Source organism: Streptomyces sp. NPDC001678 (assembly GCF_042892945.1).
GTDB lineage: Bacteria > Actinomycetota > Actinomycetes > Streptomycetales > Streptomycetaceae > Streptomyces.
Map to the genome: position 1 here is coordinate 111,709 of NZ_JBIAUP010000018.1, position 20,280 is coordinate 131,988.

Sequence of the window (20,280 nt, forward strand, 5' to 3'; positions counted from 1 at the left end):
CCGGCGCACGCCACGGCGGCGCGCGACCACGCGCTCTCACGCGCCGGGTGGCGAACGTGTGGCTCCGTGCTGGACTGGGTCGCACGACCGTCGAACGGGAGTATGCGATGTTGTCAGCGTCAGGGTCGCCGGCGTCAGGGGGTTCCGATGACTGGACGTTCGGTAGCGGGGCACTGGCGGCCTTCGGTGCCGCCCGGCGGCGGATCCTGGACGCCATCCTCGACGGACGCCGGACAGCCGCCCGGATGATGCCGCAGAACCCCGGACTCCTCCGCATGTTCGACGAGGCGGCGAGGGCCATGGACGACTGCCGGCTCAACCTCGTCGTGCTCGGCGCGGAGGGCGCCGGCAAGTCGACTCTGGTCAACGCGCTCCTCGGGGCACCCGTGACCCCTCAGGAGGGGACCCGGACAGGCACGGTGGTCCCGGTGGTCGTCGAATGGGCGGACACCGACTCCGTCCAGTACTCGGTGGCGCTGGACACGTCACCGGTACAGGAGATCGGCTGTGCCGACTTCGACGCCTTCGGCGACTACGTCCTCGGTGACCGCAACAACGACAACCACAAACGCGTGCTGCGCGGGTACGTCCGGATGCGGAACCCCCTGCTGGAGAATCACGTCCGGCTGATCGACGTGCCGGGCCTCGAAGGTGTGTCCCCTCGTGTCGCCGAGCGACTCCACGAGTTCCTGGGCAAAGAGGCGCACACCGTGATCGGGGTCTGCCGGGACCGCTTCTACGGGCCCCTCGTCAGGGCCACGGACCAGTGGGCCGGCACCGACCTGCGCATCGCCGCGCTGGTGGCGAACTGGTCCTTCGACGCCTGGGTCCAGAACTCCGCCCGCCAGGAAACGTGGATGGAGGAGAGCCGCACGGCGGTACGGCGGGTCATGACCAAGGACTCGGTCGCGCGGGTCGACCCCGCGAACGTCTTCGTGCTCCATCTGCCGACCCTGCTGGGGACGACGCCCCGCGGCCTGCGGGTCGGCGGCCGCCCGCACCGGGCGGAGGCGCGGCGCTTCGTCCGGGCCGTCACCGCCTATATGGCCCGCAACGGTGCCGACGCCCTGCTGTTCGAGGCTCACGGCCGGGCCGTCGCCGCGCTGGCCGAGCTGGAGGCCTTCCTCGCGTTCCGGGCCGGGACCCTACGGGCGGTACTCAGCCCCGACCCGTCCGCCGCCCGGCAGCTGGCCGGGGAAGTGGCCGGGGCCCGCCGCGCGGCCGAGGACGCCTGGGCGGCCGTGTCGGGCCAGGCGACGGCGTCGGCGCTGGCGGGTCGTCAATGGCCGGCCTACCGGGGTGCCATGGTCCGGGCGCGCGCCGATCTGCTCGACGAGACCGGCCGCATCGAGACGCGGGTGCTCACGGAGCACAAGCGCATCTCGAAACCCGTCGTCGCCGAGTCGGAGCGCACGCTGTCGGACGCCGTCGGCAAACATGACGAGATCGCCTTCCAGGCGTTCGAGCGTGCCGTCCAGCCCGTGCTCGACTTCTACAACGGGCACGCGCAGCACGCGTTCGAGGTCTTCTTCGACAGGCTGCCGCTGCTCCGGATCGCGACGGACCCGCTCGTCGGCCCACCGGGCGAGCGCGGCGAGATCCAGGTCCCGGATCTGGGCGACGACCGCAGGGCCAAACTGAAGCGCGGTGCGGGGGCGGGCGCCACGGCGGCCGTGGGCGGTGCGGCGGTGGGGTACGGCTTGACCACCGCGGGCATCACGATCTCGTTGGGCGAGACCGCCGCGGTGGCGCTCGGCGGAATTCTGGGTGGCGGCGGCGCCGCTGCCATCGCCGCCGCCGGCGGCGCCGGTACCGGGGCGGCGGCCGGTGGCACGGCGGCGGTCGGCGCGACCGCCGGACTGGGCGCCTTGGTCCTGACGCCCGTCGGCCTTCTGCTGACCGCGACCCTGGTGGCCGGTGCCCTGGGCTACGGCGTCTTCAGCTGGCTCCGGGTGGGCTCGCAGCACGCCTTCAAACGCGGCATCGATTCGATGCGGCGGCAGTTGTGCGCACTGGACACCGCCGACGAAGGAGCCCTCCACCGCACGTTCCTCGACGCCTGCCGGGCGATCGCCGACGAGGTGGGCCGTCGCCTCGCCGAGCGGTTCGACGCTCTGGAGGCCCTCGCCTCGCCCGGCGACGGCGAGGCGGCGCAGCTGCGCCGGGAGGCCGCCGGCATCACCGAGGCGCGCAGGCACATCGTCGAGATCGGTCGCGGCATGGACCGCGCACTCCGACGCCTGGACGACGAATGACCGCACGCGGGCCCTCGTACGAGCCGGTGTTCCGGGCGCTGAGGGCCGCCGGCGCGGGCCTGGGCGCCGTGGCGGTCGTGGTCGTCCTGGGCACGGTCCTGGGCGTCGCGGAGACGGTCGCGGCGTACACGCCCTTCGGCCTGTGGACGCTGGCCGTGGCGGTGCCGGCGGGCGTGGCGGTCGGGCTCGTCATCTGGCGGCGGCAGCGCGCCGTCCCGGAAACGGACCCCGTACCGTCCCCCGGTCCTCCGCCACCGGCCGCCCCGGCATCCGTGGGCGCACCAGCCGAGGCGCCACGCGTGCTGCTCATCCCGCGGCCGCCGCCCTCGCGCACCTGGGGCGGGGGACGGCCCGACGAGCGGGCGACCGACGGCCCCGAGGACGGGGAAGCCATGGCACTGCGCCTCAAGCAGCGGTTCCATCAACTCCTCGCCGCACACGACATCGACGGCGCCGACCGCCTCGTGGGACGGATCGCGCTGCTGCCCCGCCAGGAGGACTGGGTGGCGAGTGCCCGGCGGCACCTGAGCCGGGTGCGGCACGGGCGCTGACCACCCGGGTCAGCGCGGCTCCTGCGCGAGCGGAAGGTGGCGCGGGCCGCGCAGGACGGGGCTGCTGCGGTACTCCGGCGGGTCCTCCAGCAGCCGCGGGTTCTCCAGGCGGTCGATCAGCGTGGTGAGGGCGATCTGTGTCTCCAGACGGGCCAGGGGCGCCCCGAAGCAGTTGTGGATGCCGCTGCCGAAACCGAAGTGCACATTGTCCTCGCGGTCGGGGACGAACCGGTCGGCGTCCGGGAAGCGCAGCGGGTCACGGCTGCCGGAGGCGAGGACGAGGACCAGTGGGACGCCCTTGGGGATGGTGATCCCCGCGACCTCGATGTCGGCCAGCGGGGTGCGCTGCGGCAGGAACTGCACGGGAGGCTCGAAGCGCAGCAGTTCCTCCACGGCGCGGGGCATCAGCTCGGGCTCGGCGCGCAGCCGCTTGAGGGCCTCGGGGTTGCGCAGGAGGGTGAGCATGCCGTTGGTGATGAGGTTGACGGTGGTCTCGTGCCCGGCGATCAGCAGCAGGACGGTGGTGACCATCAGCTCTTCCTGCGTGAGCAGCCCGTCGGGGCCGCTCTCGTTGGCCAGGGCGGAGAGCATGTCGTCGGTGGGACGCGCACGGCGCTGCTCGGCGAGCCCGCCGAGGTACAGGCCCATCGCCGTCCGCGCCTCCTGCGCGGCGCGCCGGCGCGGCCCCGGGTCCTCTCCGGGGGTGAAGTCGAGCCCGGAGACCACCGTGTCGGCCCAGGTGTGCACCTGCGGGATGTCCTCGGACGGCACGCCGAGCAGGTCGCAGATGACGGTGACGGGCAGCGGGAAGGCGAAGTCCTCGACCAGGTCGAAGCGCTCCTTGCCCCGGAGTTTGTCCGCCAGTTCCCCGGCGATGCGGGCGATGTCGTCGCGCAGCGCGTCGATCCGGCCGGGGGTGTGGGGCGGGCCGAAGGGCCGCATGGCCAGGCGGCGGAGGCGGTCGTGCTCGGGGTCGTCACGGCCGATGAAGGCGGGCGGCAGCCCCTCCTGCGGCAGGAGGTCCGGGTCGGGCTCGGTGCGGTTGCGCACGTCGGAGCTGACGCGCGGGTCGTGGAGCAGCGCGGCGATCTCGTGGTACGTGCCCACCAGGTACTTGCCGTCCTCCTGCCGGGCCACCTTGTGCTCGCGGAGCTCGGCGTAGAGGGGGTAGGGGTCGGGGCGGTTGGCGTAGTCGGTGATCCGGCGGAAGAGGGTCTCGGAGGGCATGGGCGGGCTCCTGGTGTCAGCCGGCGGGCCGGATCAGGGTCAGACGGCGGTCCGGCAGGTGCCCGGTGAGGGCGACGGTCGGGCCGTGGGTGAGCACCCGGGGGTCGGGCACGTCGGAGGGGACGGGTTCGCTGTCCAGGACGTGGTCGGCGGCGCCGGGGCCGGGCGGGAACGGCGCGGCGGTCTCGATCAGCCGCTGGTAGTGCTCCAGCCACTTGGCCCGGTTGACGGTCACGGCGGCGGTGATGCGCCCGCGATAGCCGTAGACGGCGACCAGACGGCGTTCGTCCGGCGAGCCCTGGGCGAGGACCACCTGGTCGGAGAAGGTCGGCACGCCCACCGACTTGATGTTGAGGCCGAACTGGCTGGACCAGAACGTCGGCACGGCCAGATGGGGGCGGCGCAGCGGCCCCGGGTTGATCATGTTGTTGGCCGCCACCTCGGCCTGGGCGACGGCGTTGCCCCAGTGCTCCAGGGCGATCAACTGGTATTCGAAGAGCGGATGGGGGAAACGCGCCACGTCGCCGGCGACGAAGATGTCGTCCGTGACGATGCCGTACATGTTGAAGACGCGGCAGCCCGCGTCGCAGGCCACCCCGCGGGGGCCGGCCGCGAGGCCGGATTCGGCCAGCCACTCGGTATTGCGGACCGCGCCCAGGCAGACCACCGCGACGTCGGCCTCGATCCGGCTGCCGTCGGAGAACTCGGCGCCGGTGAGCCGCCCGCCCGCGCCGGTGAGGGCGGTGACCGTGACACCGCAGCGCAGATCCACTCCGTGCGAGCGCTGGAGCTTCGTGGCCCAGTCGCCGACCGTGCCGCCCAGCGCGCCGATCAGCGGCGCCCGGCCGCGCTCGGCGACGGTCACCTCCAGACCGCGTTCCCGGCAGGCGGAGGCGACCTCCGAGCCGGTGAACCCGGCGCCGATGACCAGGACCCGGCGGGGCCCGGCGTCCAGCGCCGCGGCGAGGCGCTCCGAGTCGTCGCTGGTACGGACCGTGAAGACCCCTTCCAGGGCGGCCTCGTCCGGGTCGGGCCACGGCCGGGCGCGGGTCCCGGTGGCGATCAGCAGCCGGTCGAAGGGCAGATGCTCCCCGTCGGCGAGCAGCACGCTTCTGCTGTTGGGGTCGAGCCCGGTGGCGGCCACGCCGAGCTTCCACCGCGCGTCCAGCTCACGACGGCCCGGCAGCCCGCACTCCTGGGCACCCGCCTTTCCGAGCAGCACCTGCTTGGACAGCGGCGGCCGGTCGTAGGGCAGCCGAGGCTCGTCCCCGACCAGGGTCAGCTCGCCCTCGAACCCCCCGTCACGCAGCGCCTCGGCCGCGCGCAGCCCGGCCAGCGAAGCCCCGACGACGACGATCCGCCCGCCCTTCAGCTCACCGGACACCGGCGTCGCCACCCGCCTGCTCACCGACCGCGATGGCCTGCACCGGACAGGCCGCCGCGGCCCGCCGCACGTGCTCGTCCTGACCCTCCGGCACCCGGGGCACGTAGAGCAGACCCTCCTCACCGTGCAGCTCGAACACCCGCGGAGCGAGGAACACGCACTGGGCGTACCCCTGGCACCGATTGAGATCGACCAAGACCTGCATCCCGGACAGCTCCTCCTGGTCCTTCTGGTCCTTCTGGCACGCACGCCGTTCACCCGCCTCCTCCCCTACCTATGCCCGTCCGGGGCGCGGCGCCAGGCGGGTTGCTCCGTCCGGGGCACGGCGGGGCCGCCGCACCGCGCGGCTACCGTGGGCGCATGCCTGCCACCCGGATTCCCTCACTGCTGTACTACGTGGGCTCACATCAACTCCTGAAAGAGGTCGCCGCACGGCTGCGCCTGATCGCCACGCCGGACGACCGTCTGCCCGAGGGCCTGTGGGAGAAGAACCACGCCATACGCCGCGACGCGAAGACGGCGGCCGAGGACAGCGAGAGCGCGGACCGGCGACGTGACTCGTTCGAGGGCCTGCTGTGGGACCCCCGGCAGGAGTGGGCCCGCAGGACCACGCTTGTCAGCCCCGGATCCCCGGAGCTCTTCACCCGCCCCGACCTGCCGCCGTTCCTGACGGCCTGGCGGGACGGCGAGGCCGCCTGGCCCTTCGCCGGCGAGCCCTTCCCACGCGACTTCCTCCTGGCCGGACATCCGCTGCTGCGGCTGCGCGCCCTGCTGCCCGACTGGCCCGACCCCGGCTACGCCCGCGACCGCGTCCACCTGGACGCCGGCGAACAACTGGCGGCCGGCCTGCTGCTGGCACGCGGCGACCGCTTCGACCTGCTCGCACAGGTGGTGGAGGCAGCCGGCCGCGCGCTCCTGGACGAGGTGCGTCCGGCCTTCGGGACCTCCGCGCGCGAGGGCACCGCGCGGGCGCTGCGCGATGCCCTCGCGGACGACCGGCGGCGCCGCGACCCCCTCTTCGGCGAGTACGCCGCGGAGCCCGACCCCGAGCCCGACCAGCGGTGGATCGCGATCGACTGGGACGCCGTCCGGCGGGCGGTGGACGCCGACAGCCCGGAACTGCGCCGGCAGGCACCCGAGCTCGTGGCCCACCCGCGGTGCCCGGCGGAACTGCGGGCCCTGGTGGCCGCCCGATGGACGGACCGGCTCGTGTGGTCCCGGCTCCTCTCCGACCGCCCCACGGCCCTCGACCTGCTGCGCACCCTGCCGATGCGGCGGGACCGCTCCCTCTCGGCGGCCCTCTCGTACGTGGCCGAGGGCGGCGTCGGCGTCGACGACATCCTCGATCTGGCGCACCCCGCGGATCTCGTGCTGCGTGACGCCGCGGGGCTGCCCGGTGCCGCGCGACGGTACCTCGGGCAGTGTGTGATCACCCGTCAGGACCAGGAAGGGGCGAGGCGACTGGTCCGGGGCATCACGGAGTCGGCCGACCACCACCTGGGGGACGACCCCGGTGCCTGGACCATCGGCTGCCGCCTCGTCGAGGGCCCCCGCTTCACCGGCTCCGTGAACGAACTGCTCACGAGGGCGGGAGCGAGAAGGCCCCGGCCCGGCGCAGCTCCTCGTGCAGATGGCCCGCCAGCTCCTGAGCGCTGGGCCGGTCGAAGATGACGGTCGCGGCCAGCGGCAGACCCGTGCACGCGCTCAGACGGTTGCGCAGCAGGACCCCCGTGAGGGAGTCGAAACCCAGCTCCAGGAAGAGCCGGTCGGGTGCCACGGCCGACGCGTCCGGATGGGCGAGCACCTCGGCGATCTCCGCACGGACCAGCTCCAGCAGCGCCGGCTCCCGCTCGGCGTCCGGCAGCGCGCCGAGCCGGGACCGCCAAGTCACGGCTGCCACCGCTGTCACGGGTGTCGTGGCTGTCAGGGCTGTCGCGGCTGTCTCGTCGGTGCCGTCGCCTTCGGGCGCGGAGTACGCGGTCGGGCGAGCCGGGCGTCGCAGCTCCCGCAGGAGCGGCGGGATGCCGCCGGGGAGCGCGTCGGCGCCCGGCGGGGCGATCAGGAGCGGCGCGAGCACCGGTTCGTCCGAGGCCAGCGCGGCGTCGAACAGGGCCAGCGCGCGGGCGGGCGGCATCGGTCGCGGCAATCCGTCCGCCGCCGCCCCGCCGGGGCGGCCGGCCCGCGCGGCCGCCATTCCGTCCTGCCCGCCCCACGGCCCCCAGGCGAGGGACAGCCCCGGCAGGCCGAGGGCGGCGCGGTGGCGGGCGAGGGCGTCGAGGAAGGCGTTGGCGGCGGCGTAGTTGGCCTGCCCCGGGTTTCCCAGCAGGCCCGCGGCGGAGGAGAACAGGACGAAACGCGACAACGGCAGGTCCCTGGTGGCCTCGTGGAGGGCCCAGGCCGCGTCCGCCTTCGGCCGCAGCACGGTCTCCAGCCGTTCCGGGGTGAGGGACTCCAGGATGCCGTCGTCCAGCACACCGGCCACGTGCACGACGGCCGTGAGAGTGGCGGCGTACCGAGCGACGACGTCCGTCAGCTGAGCGCGATCGGCGACATCGCGGGCGAGTACGTTCACACGGGCCCCGCTCCGCTCCAGCGCGGCCCGCAGCGCGGCCACTCCTGCCGCCCGTGGGCCACGGCGGCTGACGAGGACGAGGTGCCGGACCCGGTGGCGGTCGGCCAAGTGCCGGGCGAGGAGCGCGCCGAGCCCTCCGGTGCCTCCCGTGATCAGCACGGTGCCGCCGCCCATGGGGCCGTCGCCGGGTGGCTTCGCCAGAGTGAGGGAAGGCGTGGCGAGTGCCAGGCGGGGGACACGGACGGTGCCGTCGTGGAGGGCCAGCTGCGGTTCGCCGGTGGCGATGGCGGCGGGCAGCAGGGCGGCGGACGCGGGATGCTCGTCCAGGTCGACGGCCACCAGCCGGTCCGGGTACTCCGACTGCGCGGAACGCAACAGGCCCCACACCGCGGCCGCCGACAGATCCGAGGGGTGCGGACCGGGGTGACAGGCCCCGCGCGTGATGACGACCAGTCGCTCACCACGCACCGCCGGACGGGACAGGCGCTCGCGCAGTACCCGCAGGGCCCGCGCGGTCAGGGCATGCGTGACCGCGACCGGATCGCCCGGGGCGACCGCCGACGACCCGGTCAGCGAGACGACCGTCGCCCCGGGGCCCGTGTCGCCCCCAGCGGCTCCGGTGCCGGGGAAGAGGGCGCCCAGCCCCAGGTCGTCGGGTGACCCCACGGCCGGCGCCCGCCCGCCCCCGGCGACCGGAAGGGCGACCCAGCGGGGGCGGTACAGCGTTCCCTCCTCCTCACCGGCGCCGTCCACGGTATCGGGCGGGGATGACGGCAGCGGGCGCGTGGTCAAGGACTCCACCTGGGCCACCGGTGCGCCCAGCGGATCGGTGAGGCGCACAGTGAACGTGTCCACTCCCGTGGCGCGAATGCGGACGCGCAGCGCCGTGGCCCCGACGGCGTGGATGGCCATGCCGCGCAAGGCGAAGGGGACACGGGCGACACGGCCGGGGCTGCTTTCCGGCGTGGTGGCGAGCAAACGGGCGTGCAGGGCCGCGTCCAGGAGCACGGGATGGATGCCGTAGCGGCGCGCTTCGGGGTGCAGCGCCCGGGGCAGCCGCACCTCGGCGAACAGCTCTTCCGACGCCTCGGGGCTGCTTGGCTGCCCGTCGTCCGCGTCCCTTCGCCACAGTGCCGTCACGCCCCGGAAAGCCGTGCCGTAGACGTGACCCGTGGCGGCCAGTCGCTCGTAGGCGCCGGTGAGATCCACGGGCGTGGCACCCACCGGCGGCCACGCCTCGTCACGGTCCTCCGGGTTGCCCTGCCGGGCCGCCGTGACGGGCCCGAGCCGTCCCGTCGCGTGGTGGGTCCAGGCACCGAGCGCGCCCGACGCGTGGGGGCGGGAGTGGACGTCCGCCACGCGGCGGCCGTCCGGGTCCGGTTCGCCGAGCATGACCTGGAGCCGGATCCGGCTGTCCGCGCCGGGCAGGTCCAGCGGCGCCAGCAGGACGAAGTCCTCCAGTACGCCGAGCCCGCAGGCGTCACCGGCGTGGAGGGCCATTTCGGCGAACACCGTCGCGGGTACGAGCACGCGTCCGGCGACGGCGTGGTCGCGCAGCCACGGCTGGGCCGTGCCGGAGAGCCGGCCGGTGCACAGCAGACGCCGCGTCCCGGCCAGGGTGACGGTCTCGGTGAGCAACGGATGGCCGGGACCGTCACCAAGGGGCGCCGTCGGGGCGGCATTGCCGGGCAGCCAGTAGCGCCGGCGCCGGAACGGGTAGGTGGGCAGCTCGACGCGCCGGGCGCCGCTGCCTTCGTACACCCGGTGCCAGTCGACCGCGACGCCCTCCACGTGGAGCCGCGCCACGGCGGACAGGAGTGTGACGGGCTCCGGGGCCCCGGGGCGCGTGGTGGCTGTGAACACCGGCTCCCTCGCGGGCGGACGGTCGCTGTCCACCGCCCATGTGGCCGTCGCCGCCGCGGTGAGGGGTGCGCCGGGGCCCAACTCGGCGAGGACGGCGACGCGTTCGTCGTGGGTGATCCGGCGCACCGTGTCGGCGAAGCGTACGGTCTCGCGGGCGTGACGCACCCAGTACGCGGCCGAGCGCAGGTCGTCCCCTTCGGCCGGGCGCCCGGTGAGGGCCGACAGCACCGGGACGCGGGGCTCGTGGTAGGTGAGGCCCGAGGCGATCCGTCCGAAGGCGGTGAGCGCCGGTTCCATCAGCGGGGAGTGGAAGGCGTGGGCGACCCGCAGCCGGGTGGCGCGTCGCCCACGGGCGGTGAAACGGTCCGCGACGGCGCGCACCGCCGCCTCCGCGCCGGAGACGACGACCGAGCGGGGGGCGTTCACCGCGGCGAGGGCCACGCGGTCCGTCACCTGGGCCAGTTCTGTCAGGATCTCGTCCTCGGAGGCCTCCAGGGCCACCATGGCCCCGCCCGTGGGGAGCCGCTGCATGAGCTGTCCGCGCGCGGCCAGGAGGGCCACGGCGTCGTGCTCCGTCAGGATGCCCGCCACATGGGCCGCGACCAGCTCCCCCAAGGAGTGCCCGGCGAGGACGTCGGCGCGTACACCCCAGGACTCCAGCAGCCGGAACAGGGCTGTTTCGAAGGCGAACAGGCCCACTTGGGCGATGTCCGTCCGGTCGAGGACCGCCCGCGCTTCCGGGGTGCCCTTCTTCGCCCACAGCACGTCACGGAGGCGCGGCGGTTTCCGGTCCGCTGTGAACGCCTCGCCCCCCTCGGACGCCTTGAACGACTTGAACGCCTCGTCGAAACGCTCGCAGAGCGAGTCGAAGGAGGCGGCGAAGGCGGGGAACGCGTCGTGCAAGGCGCGGCCCATGCCCGGGTGCTGTGTCCCCTGGCCGGGAAAGAGCACGGCGAGCCGGGCCGAGGGCGCGACGGTCGCCTGGACGACGCCCGCGCGGACGTCGCCCGCCGACAGGCTGTCCAGCGCGTCGAGCAGCGCGGTACGGTCGCCGGCCGGCACGGCGGCGCGGTGGGGGAGCGCGGCGCGGGTGGTGGCCAGGGAGAAGCCGACGTTCAGCGGGGACGCCCCGGGGTCCTGTCGCAGGAGGTCGGCGATCCTTCGGCTCTGGGCACGGACGGCGTCGGCGTCCGCTCCCGACAGCAGCAGCGCGGGTACGGGTTTCCGCGCCGTGGGCCTGGAGGCGGCGGCTGCCACCGGGACGGTTTCCCCTGGGACGGCTTCCTCCGGGACTGTCTTTTCGGGGGCGGCCTCCTCCAGGATGACGTGGGCGTTGGTCCCGCCGATCCCGAACGCGGACACCCCGGCACGCCGGGGACGGCCCGGCACCGGCAGCCAGGGCCGGTCCTCCGTCAGCGGCAGCACCCGCCCCGAGGACCAGTCCACGTGAGGGGAGCGCTGTACGCAGTGCAGGATGCGCGGCAGCGTCCCGTGACGCATGGCCATGACGGTCTTGATGACTCCGCCGACGCCCGCCGCGGCCTGCGTGTGCCCGATGACGGACTTGAGCGCGCCCAGCCACAGCGGCCGCTCCCGGGGGCGTTCCCGCCCGTGGACGGCCAGCAGCGCCCGGGCCTCCACGGGGTCGCCCAGCGCGGTGCCCGTCCCGTGCGTCTCGACGGTGTCGATGTCGGCCGGTGACAGACCCGCGTCGGCCAGCGCCCGGAGGACGACCTGCTGCTGGGCGGGGCCGCTGGGGGCGGTGAGCCCGTTGGAGGCGCCGTCGGACGCGACGGCCGAACCGCGAAGGACGGCCAGCACGGGGTGGCCGTTGCGCCGGGCGTCGGACAGCCGCTCCAGCAGGACCAGGCCCACCCCCTCGGACCAGCCGGTACCGTCGGCGGCCGCGGAGAACGGCTTGCACCGGCCGTCCGGCGCCAGACCGCGCAGCCTGCTGAAGGCCACGAACGGCACCGGCGTGGCCATCACGGTCGCTCCTCCGGCGACGGCCAGCGAGCACTCGCCCGACCGCAGCGCCCGGGCCGCCCAGTGCAGCGCCACCAACGACGACGAACAGGCGGTGTCCACGGTCACGGCGGGCCCGCGCAGCCCCAGTTGGTAGGCGATACGCCCGGACGCCACGCTGCCCGCCGACCCCAGCGCGAGATGCGCCTCCAGCTCGTGCGGCGTCCGGTGCAGGAGACGGCCCGCGTAGTCGTCGTGCATCACGCCGACGAACACGCCGGTGTCACCGCCGCGCACGGTGGCCGGGGCGATGCCCGCCCGCTCCAGCAGCTCCCACGAGACCTCCAGCAACAGCCGCTGCTGCGGGTCGGTGGCCAGGGCCTCCCTGGGGGACATGCCGAAGAGGGCGGCGTCGAAGTCCGCCGCCCCGCGCAGGAATCCGCCCCGGCGGGTGACGGACGTACCGAGCCGGTCGGGGTCGGGGTCGAAGATCCCGTCCAGGTCCCAGCCGCGGTCGGACGGGAAGCCGGACGTCGCGTCGGTCCCGTCCGCGACCAGCCGCCACAGCTCCTCCGGGGAGGTGACGTCACGCGTGGCTCCCGGGTAGCGGCAGGCCATCGCGACGATGGCCACCGGTTCGGACTGATGGCGCGTCATCACGGCGCCGATCGCGGACGCGGACGCGGGCTGGGGCTTGGGCTCGGGTCCGGACTCGGACTCGGACTCGGACTCGCCGAGGAGGGCGGTGTACAGGCTCCGGGCGACGGCGGCGGGGGTCGGATGGTCGAACACCAGCGTCGCGGGCAGCGTCAGACCGGTCACCGCGCCGAGCCGGTCGCGCAGCCGTACGCCCCCGAGGGAGTCGAGCGCGAGGGCGGCGAAGGGTAGATCCGGCGCCACTTGTCCGGGTATGCCGCCGGTCCCGGCGAGGACGTCCAGGACCAGCCGCAGAAGGACTTCGTATCGCGCGGGCGCGGGCAGCGGCCGCAGGCGCGCGAGGAGCGCCGCGGTGGCGGTCGCGCGTGCCTCCGGCGCGTGCTCGGCCAATCGCCGGGCCAGCAGCCGTCGTTCGGTCTTTCCGGAGGCGGTACGGGGCAGTGCGGCGCTCTCGTGGATCTCGACGGGAACCTTGAAGGGCGACAGCTGTTCGCGGCACGCGCGACGGACGGCGTCGTGGTCCACCCCTTGCGGGCCGGGTACCACGAACGCGACGGGCACCTGGCCCAGTACGTCGTGCGGTCCGCCGACGACCGCCGCGTCGACGACGCCGGGACAGCGCAGCAGTACGTTCTCGACCTCGGAGGGGTTGATGTTCTCGCCGCCGCTGATGATCAGTTCCTTCACCCGGCCGGTGACGAGCAGACCGCCGTGCCGGGTGCGGCGCCCGAGATCCCCCGTGCGGTACCAGCCGTCGCCGAGGGCCAGGGCGGTCTCGTCCGGGCGGTTGTGATAGCCCGTCATCAGAAGCGGGCCGCAGACGCGGATCTCCCCTTCGCCTTCGCCGGTGACGTCCTCGCCGGTCGTGGGGTCGGTCAGCCGCACGTCGACGCCGGGCAGCGGCACCGGCACCGGCGGTACTGGCGGTGACGGCACCGGTGGCGCCGGGGCGCCGGGCGGGGCGGCGGTCGCGAGCGGGGTGATCGCTATCTTTCCGCACGTCTCGGTACTGCCGTAGCCGTCGAGCAGCGGGGCGCCCAGGCGCTCCTCGACCTCCACGCGCAGCTCCTCGGGGCAGGGCGCGCCCCCGGTCACGCACAGGCGCAGGCCGGGCAGCGGCGGCCGGGACGCCCGGCGCGTCGCGTCCATCAGCAGCCGGTATGTGGCGGGAACGCCGGCGAGGAGGGTGAACGGCCGCCCGGCCGGGGCATCCGCCGGGCTCACGCCGCGGTCGAGGAGGTACGCGCTCGCCCCCACCGAGACCACACCCGTCAGGCACAGCGAGTGCGCGTAGGCATGGGTCATCGGCAACGGCCACAGCAGACGGTCCCGCGGCCCCAGCCCCCACAGCGGAACGTACCCCGCCGCCACCGACCACAACGCGGCACGCTGGCTGGACACCACGCCCTTGGACCGCCCGGTCGTGCCCGAGGTGTAGTGGATCCACGCGGGTTCGTCGAGGCCGAGGTCGTCGCGGGGCGGGATCCCGGGGTCGGTCGTCGCGAGCTCCTCGAAGGCGAGCGCGGCCGGCCCGTCGCCCGTGATCGCCGGGGCGCCCACGGTCACCGCACGGAGAGTCTGGCCGGCGTGCCCGTTGAGTAGTAGGGGCGACGCGGCCTCTGCGACGGCCAGTACGGGGTCGCAGTCCCGGAGCTGGTGGGCCAGTTCGGCGTCCGTCGCGCCGGGGTCCAGCAACACGCCCACCACTCCCGCGCGTACGACGGCGAGGCAGCTCTCCACCAGTTCCACCCGGTTGCCCAGGCAGAGCGCCACCCGGTCGCCGCGCCGTACGCCCAGCCGCTGGAGGTGGCCCGCCAGCCGGGCGGTGCGCCGCTCCAGCTCCCGGTAGGTCACGCTCCGCCGCGCGTCCTCGTAGGCGGTGTTCCCTCCTCGGCGCGCGGCGTGCGCCTTCAGCGCGAGGGGCAGCGCGCGGAGCAACTCGCTGTGGACCCTTGCCATCGTTCCCCCTCCGGCCGCCGCACTCACTCTACGGCGGACGCGTCCCGTAGGGGTGGGATCAGGGTCTCCCCAGGGACTTCCCCGGGGCAGCCGGGCAGGTGCCGTCCCTAGGCTCGTATCCATGACAGCAGGGTTCCCGGAAACCGCCCCCTGGGGCGAACAGCGCGCGTCCCACACCGACCGCGAGACGGTCGTCCAGCGCCTCCAGCAGGCCGCGGTCGAGGGCCGCATCGACTTCCACGAGCTGGACGAACGGCTCGAGCAGGCGCTCAACGCGAAGACCCACGGCGAACTGGCCGTACTGACGGCCGATCTCCAGGGCGCGGCGCTCCGGGGCGCGGGTCCCTGGGGCACGGCGGGCGCGGGGCGGGAGCTCGTGGAGGACCGCCCGCTGGTTCTCAAGGGCGGTATGCACGGTGTCGCCCGCAAGGGCGGCTGGAAGGTCCCGTCGCGCGTGACCGCTCACGGCGGCATGGGCGGCGTCGTCCTCGACTTCACCCGGGCCGAGTGCCCGCCGCGAGCCGTCGACCTCGAAGTCCACGGCCAGATGGCGGGGGTCGTCGTCGTGATACCCGACGACTGGGCCGCCGAGACCAGCGGCATCGAGCCCGGACTCGGCGGCGTCAAGGACAGGACCACCCCCGACCGGGCCCCGGACACCCCGCTCCTCCGCATCACCGGCACGGGCGGCATGGGCGGCGTCGTCGTCCGCCACCCGAAGGAGAGGGAGCGGCGACGGCTGGAGCGCGAGTCGAAGGCGCTCACCTCCCGATAGGCGACAGGTGATGGCCGCGGAGCCCTGGCCGGACGCGCCGCCACCGCTTACGCGAGTGTGAACTCGGGGCAAACAGGACGTGTACGGATCGGCCGGGCAGGGGACGATGGCCCCGGGGCCGGGTCCGCCGCCGCCCGGCGGACGGATGACGGCGTCCGTAGGAGGTCCTGAAGGATGGACGAAAAGCCGCTCGCACCGCCCGAGGTGGACGGGGCGAGCAATGGTGCGATCACCGCGCACGACGGCGTGGCGCGGCTCGTCGTGCGCGTCGGCCCGTACGCGGGCATGTCGGCCGGGGACGAGGTGCGGTTGCGCTGGGACACCGGGATCCTGCGCACTTCACTGATCGACACCCGGCTCGTCGCCGCTTCCGCGGTGGGGGCGAGCACCGTCTTCCACCTCCCCTGGCCGGCGCCCGGCATGGTCCGGATCAGCTACATCGTCGGTCGCGCCGACGGCCGGTGGAGCGTTTCCGAGAACGTGACCGTCACCGTCGCCGAGTGACGGGGGCTTACGCCCTCGCGCGGCTGCCGTGGCTTGTGGGGAGAGCGTCCCCGCAGGCCATGGCCGGGAGGTTGCCGGGGAGGGCGCTACTTGCCCTGTGCGGTCGGTCCAAGGGCGGCCAGGACGGCCGCGACTCCCGCTCCTCCGACGAGGACAACGGCGGCGACTCCGACAGCGACTCCGACCACGACTCCGGTGGCGACTCCGGCAGTGACGAGTAGTCACCCCCGTACCACCCCCACCCCCACCCCCACCCCCGCAGCCGCGTGAGCGGTACATCCTCGGCCCCGGCGTCTGCCCCAACAGACGCCGGGGCCGCACCCGTACGCGCTACACGGAGCCGCCCGCATCACCCGGATCGATCCCATCACCCGCATCGGCCGAGCCGCTCGGCCCGTCGTGCGCGCCCTCGTAGGCGAGGGCGAGGGCGAGGGCGCGGCCGGCGCGGCGGGCGGCGGTGAGGATGTCGGCCGGGTCGGCGTCCGTGCCCAGCGCCGCGAGGAGCGCGGCGCCGGCCGTGTCGAAGGACATGCGCAGCAGGATGCGGTCCTGGGGGCTCGCGTCCTCGCCGGCGAGCAGGTCGATGACGCGGTCGAAGCCCGTGCGGACGTCCTTGCCGTCGGCCGCCAGCCGCCGGACGAGCGGCTGGTTGGCGTGGGCGAGGCGCATGGCCTGAAGGTGTTCCGGGGTCGTGGAGTCGAGCCAGCGCCGCGCCGCCCGCCGTGGCAGGTCGGGCGTCCTCGGCTGGGCGGCGATCCACTCGACGAGGTCGTCGAGGTCGCGGTGGCGCGCGGTCAGGAGGCTCGACACGATCTCCTCCTTGTTGCGGAAGTGGTAGTAGAGCGACGACTTCGTCAGCCCGAGCGCCTCCGTGAGATCCCTCGTCGACGTCGCCTCGTAGCCCTTCTCCGTGAACAGTCTCAGGGCGACACGGAGGATCTCCGCGCGCGTCTCCGCGCCCGAGCGCCGGTCGCTTCCCTTGGCGGACGTCATGCCTGCTCCTCACTCCCTCTTACCGGCGCCATCCTACCCATCCCCTTACCGACCGCCCGTTCAGCTATTGCTTACCGACCGCTCGTTCAGCTAGCGTAAAACTTACCGACCGCCCGTTCAGTAAGTTGATCAGTTGAGTGAGTAGGGGAGAGTCCTTGATGAAGACCACGCCACGCATCGCCGTCGTCGGCGCCGGGCCCGCCGGGCTGATGTGCGCCCGTGTCCTCCAGCGGCACGGCATCGACGTCACCGTGTACGACGCCGACGCGTCCGCCGACGCCCGTGACGCCGGTGGCACCCTCGACCTCCACGCCGACTCCGGGCAGATCGCGCTCCAGGACGCCGGCCTGATGGACGCGTTCACCGCGCTCGCCCGCCCCGAAGGGCAGGCCAAGCTCCGGCTCGACCAGCACGGCACCGTGCTCGCCTCCTTCGTCCCCGGCCCGGACGACGACGCGGCGCCCGAGATCGACCGCGGCCAGCTGCGCGCGATGCTCGCCGCGCACGTCGCGCCCGGAACCGTCCGGTGGGGGCACAAGCTGCTCGCGGCCGAGCCGCTGGGCGGAGGCGTGCACCGCCTCGCCTTCGAAGGTGGCGGCCGGGCCGAGGCCGACCTGGTGATCGGGGCCGACGGCGCCTGGTCCCGGGTGCGGCCGCTCGTCAGCGACGCCGTCCCGCGCTACAGCGGCGTCTCGCTGCTGGAGGTCCGCTTCGACGACGTCGAGCGCCGCCATCCGGGGATCGCCGAACTCGTCGGTGACGGCCATATGTTCGCCAACAACGGCGACGGCCAGGCGATCACCGCCCAGCGCAACAGCGACGGCCACATCCGCTGCTACATCGGTATGCGCACCGCACACGACTGGTACACCGCCGCGGGCGTCGACCTCGACGACCCGGCCGCCGTCCGGGACTTCCTGCTCGCGGAGTTCAGCGGCTGGGACGCACGGCTGCTGCCCTTCCTCACCGACGCCGACGCCGGCGGCGACCACGACCACGGCTACGTCAACCGGCCGCTGTACGCCCTGCCCGCCCCCCTCACCTGGGAGCGCACCCCCGGGGTGACGCTGGTGGGCGACGCGGCCCACCTCATGTCGCCCTTCGGCGGCTTCGGCGCCAACCTCGCCCTGCTCGACGCGGCCGAACTCGCCCGGGCGGTGGCCGAGGAGCCCACGCCGGCCGCCGCGATCGCCCGCTACGAGGAGGCGATGTTCGCCCGCTCCGGCCCGCTCGCGGTCGGTGCCAACCAGGGGCTGGAGCGGTTCTACACCACCGGCTCCCACATCCCCGACCACGCGGCCGAGCACCAGCGGTACAAGGAGGCGGCAGCGGCGTACCGGCGCGGGCGGGGCGCCCCGGTCACGGCAGAGGCATGAGCCGGTAGAAGACGGTGGCGACGAGCTCGCGGGCGTAGGCCGGGTCGAGCGGTCCCGGGCGGAAGAGGACGCGGTACATCATCGGGGCGACGACGTGGTCCACCACCGTCTCGGCGTCCGGCACGTGTTCGCCGCGTCGCACGGCGCGGGACAGGATCGCCTCGACCTGTTCGCGCGCGTACGCCGAGCACCGGCCGGCGTTGGGTCCGTCCGGGTCGCCCGCGAGGGCGTCCCGGACGTAGGACCGGCCCGCCGGGGACGACATCTCCTCCAGGAACGCCGCGGCCCAGTGCTCCAGGTCCGCGCGCAGGTTCCCGTGGTCCGCCGGGGGAGCCTCGGGGCGCAGCCGCTCGACCGCCACGTCCGAGAGCAGCTCCTGGAGATCGCCCCAGCGGCGGTAGACGGTCGACGGGGTCACTCCCGCCCGTGCCGCCACGAGCGGCACGGTGAGAGTGGCACCGTCGGCCTGGAGCTCGCGTACGGCCCGGTGTACCGACTCCTGGACGCGGGCGCTGCGTCCTCCGGGGCGGGCTGCTGGTCTGGGGGTCATACCCCACACCTTAACGCACAATCATTGCGAAAGCCGGGGCCGGTCGACCGGGAGAGTGGTCAGGCCGCGAGCGAGGCGGGTCGTACGAGCCCCGCGCGGGCCTCGTCGACGGCGTGCCCGACGCGCAGGAGCGTCGCTTCGTCGAACGGCCGCCCGATGAGCTGCATCCCGATGGGCAGCCCGGCGTCGTCGAGGCCGACCGGCAGGGACAGCGCGGGCGCGCCGGTGATGTTCGCCGGGGCGGACAGCCGCACATAGGCGTCGGACACGGGTTCGATGGTGCCGTCCGGCCATGCCACGGCCGGCTGGTCGGTGCGGGCCGCGACCATGGGTACGGTCGGTGCCGCGACCACGTCCACCTCGGTGAACAGCCGCGCCCAGGCCTGCTGCATGAGGGCGCGGACGCGCTGGGCCCGCAAGTAGTCGCCGGCCAGGATGCGTTCGCCGGCCTCCAGTAGGAGGCGGACGTCCGGCGTGTACAGCTCGGGGGACGTGCGCAGGGTCTCCTCGTGCACGGCGGACGCCTCGGGCACCATCAGCCCCCACTGTGTGCCCTGGACGTGGTCGGCCATGGGGATGTCCACGTCCACCAGCCGCGCCCCGAGGTCCGCCAGGCGGGCCGTCGCCGCCCGTACGGCTTCCGCCACCTCGGGCGCGACCCGCTCGAAGTAGTGGTTGCGCGGGACGCCCACGCGCAGCCCGGCCACACCACTTGCCGTGGGCGTGTCGTGCCCGGTCAGCGCGGCGAGCACGAGCCCCGCGTCGTGCACCGTCCGGGTGAGGGGGCCGACGTGGTCCAGCGACCAGGAGAGCGGGACCACCCCGTCGACGGGGACGAGCCCGTACGTCGGCTTCAGCCCCACCACTCCGTTCAGCGCCGCCGGGACCCGGATGGAGCCGCCGGTGTCCGTGCCCAGGGCGAACGTGGCCGTCCCGGCGGCGACCGCCACCGCCGAGCCCCCGCTGGAGCCGCCCGCCACCCGGTCGGCGGACCGGGCGTTCCGGGTCTGAGGGGTCGTCAGGCCGTAGGCGAACTCGTGGGTGTGGGTCTTGCCCAGGAGGACCGCGCCGGCCTCCGCGAGACGGGCGGCGGCGGTGCTGTCCCGCTCCGCCACGTGCTGCTCCCGCACCCGGGAGCTGGCCGTGGTCGGCAGCCCGGCCACGTCGATCAGGTCCTTGAGGGCCATCGGGACACCGTGCAACGGGCCCCGGCGGCGCCCCGCGGCGATCTCCCGCTCCGCCGCCGCCGCGGCGCGCCGCGCGGCGTCCGCGAAGACCGCGACATAGGCGTTCAGGTGCGGCTCCACCGCCTCGGCGCGGTCGAGGACGGAGCCGGTCAGCTCGGTCGGCGAGAGCTCGCCGGCGGCGATCGCCCCGGCTGCTTCGGCGATGGTCAGCTCATACGGTTCCATTGGTCCGCACCCCTCCCGGGTGGTATGCCGCGGCGGGCGCGGTCGTGCCGAGGTCCAGCTCGCGCAGGGTGCCGATCACGTTCCGGATGTGCTGTGCCGTGGCGGCCACGGCGGCGTCGTGCGCGGTGTCGAGGGCTGCTCCCTCGGGGGTTTGATCTTGTGGTTCGAGGTCTGAGGTGAGCATGATGAGTCCAGCCTCCCGGCAAAAGCGGAATCTTTGCGTTAGTGGAGCATACG

At 74.3% G+C, this 20,280-nt stretch carries 15 protein-coding genes; 7 read left to right on the forward strand and 8 right to left on the reverse strand.

What is annotated here, in order from left to right; all coding sequences use genetic code 11:
• The first annotated feature begins 107 nt into the window (after positions 1-107).
• Positions 108-2,255 (forward strand): dynamin family protein, encoded by a 2,148-nt coding sequence (locus ACFYZR_RS28980; RefSeq protein WP_391915478.1) that lies wholly within the window; start codon positions 108-110, stop codon positions 2,253-2,255.
• Positions 2,252-2,806: a hypothetical protein gene (locus tag ACFYZR_RS28985; protein ID WP_391915481.1), complete on the forward strand. Its 555-nt coding sequence runs from the start codon at positions 2,252-2,254 to the stop codon at positions 2,804-2,806. Before ACFYZR_RS28980 ends, ACFYZR_RS28985 begins: the two co-directional genes overlap by 4 nt.
• Before the next feature lie 9 nt (positions 2,807-2,815).
• On the opposite strand, the gene ACFYZR_RS28990 is transcribed toward ACFYZR_RS28985, so the two are convergent.
• Genes ACFYZR_RS28990 through ACFYZR_RS29000 form a run of 3 tightly spaced genes read right to left on the reverse strand, consistent with a single transcriptional unit; the run spans position 2,816 to position 5,622 of the window.
• A complete protein-coding gene (locus tag ACFYZR_RS28990) occupies positions 2,816-4,033 on the reverse strand; it encodes a cytochrome P450 (protein ID WP_391915482.1) in 1,218 nt (405 codons plus the stop codon).
• Positions 4,034-4,049: 16 nt separating this feature from the next.
• The gene (locus tag ACFYZR_RS28995) at positions 4,050-5,417 is read right to left on the reverse strand and encodes an NAD(P)/FAD-dependent oxidoreductase (protein WP_391915555.1); all 1,368 of its coding nucleotides are present in this window, start codon (positions 5,415-5,417) and stop codon (positions 4,050-4,052) included.
• Complete coding sequence (locus ACFYZR_RS29000; RefSeq protein ID WP_391915485.1) at positions 5,407-5,622, reverse strand: ferredoxin; 216 nt, start codon at positions 5,620-5,622, stop codon at positions 5,407-5,409. Before ACFYZR_RS29000 ends, ACFYZR_RS28995 begins: the two co-directional genes overlap by 11 nt.
• A gap of 155 nt (positions 5,623-5,777) precedes the next feature.
• Between ACFYZR_RS29000 and ACFYZR_RS29005 the strand changes: the two genes are divergently transcribed.
• Complete coding sequence (locus tag ACFYZR_RS29005) at positions 5,778-7,088, forward strand: hypothetical protein (protein ID WP_391915488.1); 1,311 nt, start codon at positions 5,778-5,780, stop codon at positions 7,086-7,088.
• Here ACFYZR_RS29005 and ACFYZR_RS29010 read toward each other — a convergent pair.
• Positions 6,997-14,433, reverse strand: a complete 7,437-nt coding sequence (locus tag ACFYZR_RS29010) for a type I polyketide synthase (RefSeq protein ID WP_391915491.1) — start codon at positions 14,431-14,433, stop codon at positions 6,997-6,999. The two genes, ACFYZR_RS29005 and ACFYZR_RS29010, sit on opposite strands and share 92 nt — an antisense overlap.
• Positions 14,434-14,554: 121 nt before the next feature.
• On the opposite strand from ACFYZR_RS29010, the gene ACFYZR_RS29015 reads away from it, so the two are divergent.
• The 3 genes from ACFYZR_RS29015 (at position 14,555) to ACFYZR_RS29025 (ending at position 15,933) form a co-directional block, all read left to right on the forward strand.
• Positions 14,555-15,208, forward strand: a complete 654-nt coding sequence (locus tag ACFYZR_RS29015) for a DUF1707 domain-containing protein (RefSeq protein ID WP_391915494.1) — start codon at positions 14,555-14,557, stop codon at positions 15,206-15,208.
• A gap of 174 nt (positions 15,209-15,382) precedes the next feature.
• Entirely contained in the window at positions 15,383-15,712 is a 330-nt protein-coding gene (locus ACFYZR_RS29020) for a hypothetical protein (protein ID WP_391915497.1), read from the forward strand.
• Entirely contained in the window at positions 15,709-15,933 is a 225-nt protein-coding gene (locus tag ACFYZR_RS29025) for a hypothetical protein (protein ID WP_391915499.1), read from the forward strand. Before ACFYZR_RS29020 ends, ACFYZR_RS29025 begins: the two co-directional genes overlap by 4 nt.
• 109 nt (positions 15,934-16,042) lie before the next feature.
• Here the strand turns inward: ACFYZR_RS29025 and ACFYZR_RS29030 are convergent, their stop codons facing one another.
• Complete coding sequence (locus ACFYZR_RS29030; RefSeq protein ID WP_391915502.1) at positions 16,043-16,705, reverse strand: TetR/AcrR family transcriptional regulator; 663 nt, start codon at positions 16,703-16,705, stop codon at positions 16,043-16,045.
• A 158-nt stretch (positions 16,706-16,863) separates the two neighbouring features.
• On the opposite strand from ACFYZR_RS29030, the gene ACFYZR_RS29035 reads away from it, so the two are divergent.
• Positions 16,864-18,081 carry an FAD-dependent oxidoreductase gene (locus tag ACFYZR_RS29035; RefSeq protein ID WP_391915505.1) on the forward strand — a complete coding sequence of 406 codons (1,218 nt, stop codon included), beginning with the start codon at positions 16,864-16,866 and terminating at the stop codon, positions 18,079-18,081.
• Here ACFYZR_RS29035 and ACFYZR_RS29040 read toward each other — a convergent pair.
• The 3 genes from ACFYZR_RS29040 to ACFYZR_RS29050 are packed head-to-tail and all read right to left on the reverse strand — an operon-like array spanning position 18,065 to position 20,227.
• The gene (locus ACFYZR_RS29040; protein ID WP_391915507.1) at positions 18,065-18,631 is read right to left on the reverse strand and encodes a TetR/AcrR family transcriptional regulator C-terminal ligand-binding domain-containing protein; all 567 of its coding nucleotides are present in this window, start codon (positions 18,629-18,631) and stop codon (positions 18,065-18,067) included. The genes ACFYZR_RS29035 and ACFYZR_RS29040 overlap by 17 nt on opposite strands.
• A gap of 59 nt (positions 18,632-18,690) precedes the next feature.
• Positions 18,691-20,043 (reverse strand): amidase, encoded by a 1,353-nt coding sequence (locus tag ACFYZR_RS29045; RefSeq protein ID WP_391915509.1) that lies wholly within the window; start codon positions 20,041-20,043, stop codon positions 18,691-18,693.
• The gene (locus ACFYZR_RS29050) at positions 20,030-20,227 is read right to left on the reverse strand and encodes a hypothetical protein (protein ID WP_391915512.1); all 198 of its coding nucleotides are present in this window, start codon (positions 20,225-20,227) and stop codon (positions 20,030-20,032) included. The genes ACFYZR_RS29045 and ACFYZR_RS29050 overlap by 14 nt, the downstream gene beginning before the upstream one ends.
• Positions 20,228-20,280 lie beyond the last annotated feature (53 nt).

Coding starts and splice junctions, on each gene's coding strand:
- ACFYZR_RS29010 (WP_391915491.1), bottom strand. CDS start 14,433: ATGGCAAGGGTCCACAGCGAGTTGCTCCGCGCGCTGCCCCTCGCGCTG.
- ACFYZR_RS29030 (WP_391915502.1), bottom strand. CDS start 16,705: ATGACGTCCGCCAAGGGAAGCGACCGGCGCTCGGGCGCGGAGACGCGC.
- ACFYZR_RS29050 (WP_391915512.1), bottom strand. CDS start 20,227: ATGCTCACCTCAGACCTCGAACCACAAGATCAAACCCCCGAGGGAGCA.
- ACFYZR_RS29005 (WP_391915488.1), top strand. CDS start 5,778: ATGCCTGCCACCCGGATTCCCTCACTGCTGTACTACGTGGGCTCACAT.
- ACFYZR_RS29020 (WP_391915497.1), top strand. CDS start 15,383: ATGGACGAAAAGCCGCTCGCACCGCCCGAGGTGGACGGGGCGAGCAAT.
- ACFYZR_RS28990 (WP_391915482.1), bottom strand. CDS start 4,033: ATGCCCTCCGAGACCCTCTTCCGCCGGATCACCGACTACGCCAACCGC.
- ACFYZR_RS28980 (WP_391915478.1), top strand. CDS start 108: ATGTTGTCAGCGTCAGGGTCGCCGGCGTCAGGGGGTTCCGATGACTGG.
- ACFYZR_RS28985 (WP_391915481.1), top strand. CDS start 2,252: ATGACCGCACGCGGGCCCTCGTACGAGCCGGTGTTCCGGGCGCTGAGG.
- ACFYZR_RS29045 (WP_391915509.1), bottom strand. CDS start 20,043: ATGGAACCGTATGAGCTGACCATCGCCGAAGCAGCCGGGGCGATCGCC.
- ACFYZR_RS29040 (WP_391915507.1), bottom strand. CDS start 18,631: ATGACCCCCAGACCAGCAGCCCGCCCCGGAGGACGCAGCGCCCGCGTC.
- ACFYZR_RS29035 (WP_391915505.1), top strand. CDS start 16,864: ATGAAGACCACGCCACGCATCGCCGTCGTCGGCGCCGGGCCCGCCGGG.
- ACFYZR_RS29000 (WP_391915485.1), bottom strand. CDS start 5,622: ATGCAGGTCTTGGTCGATCTCAATCGGTGCCAGGGGTACGCCCAGTGC.
- ACFYZR_RS29015 (WP_391915494.1), top strand. CDS start 14,555: ATGACAGCAGGGTTCCCGGAAACCGCCCCCTGGGGCGAACAGCGCGCG.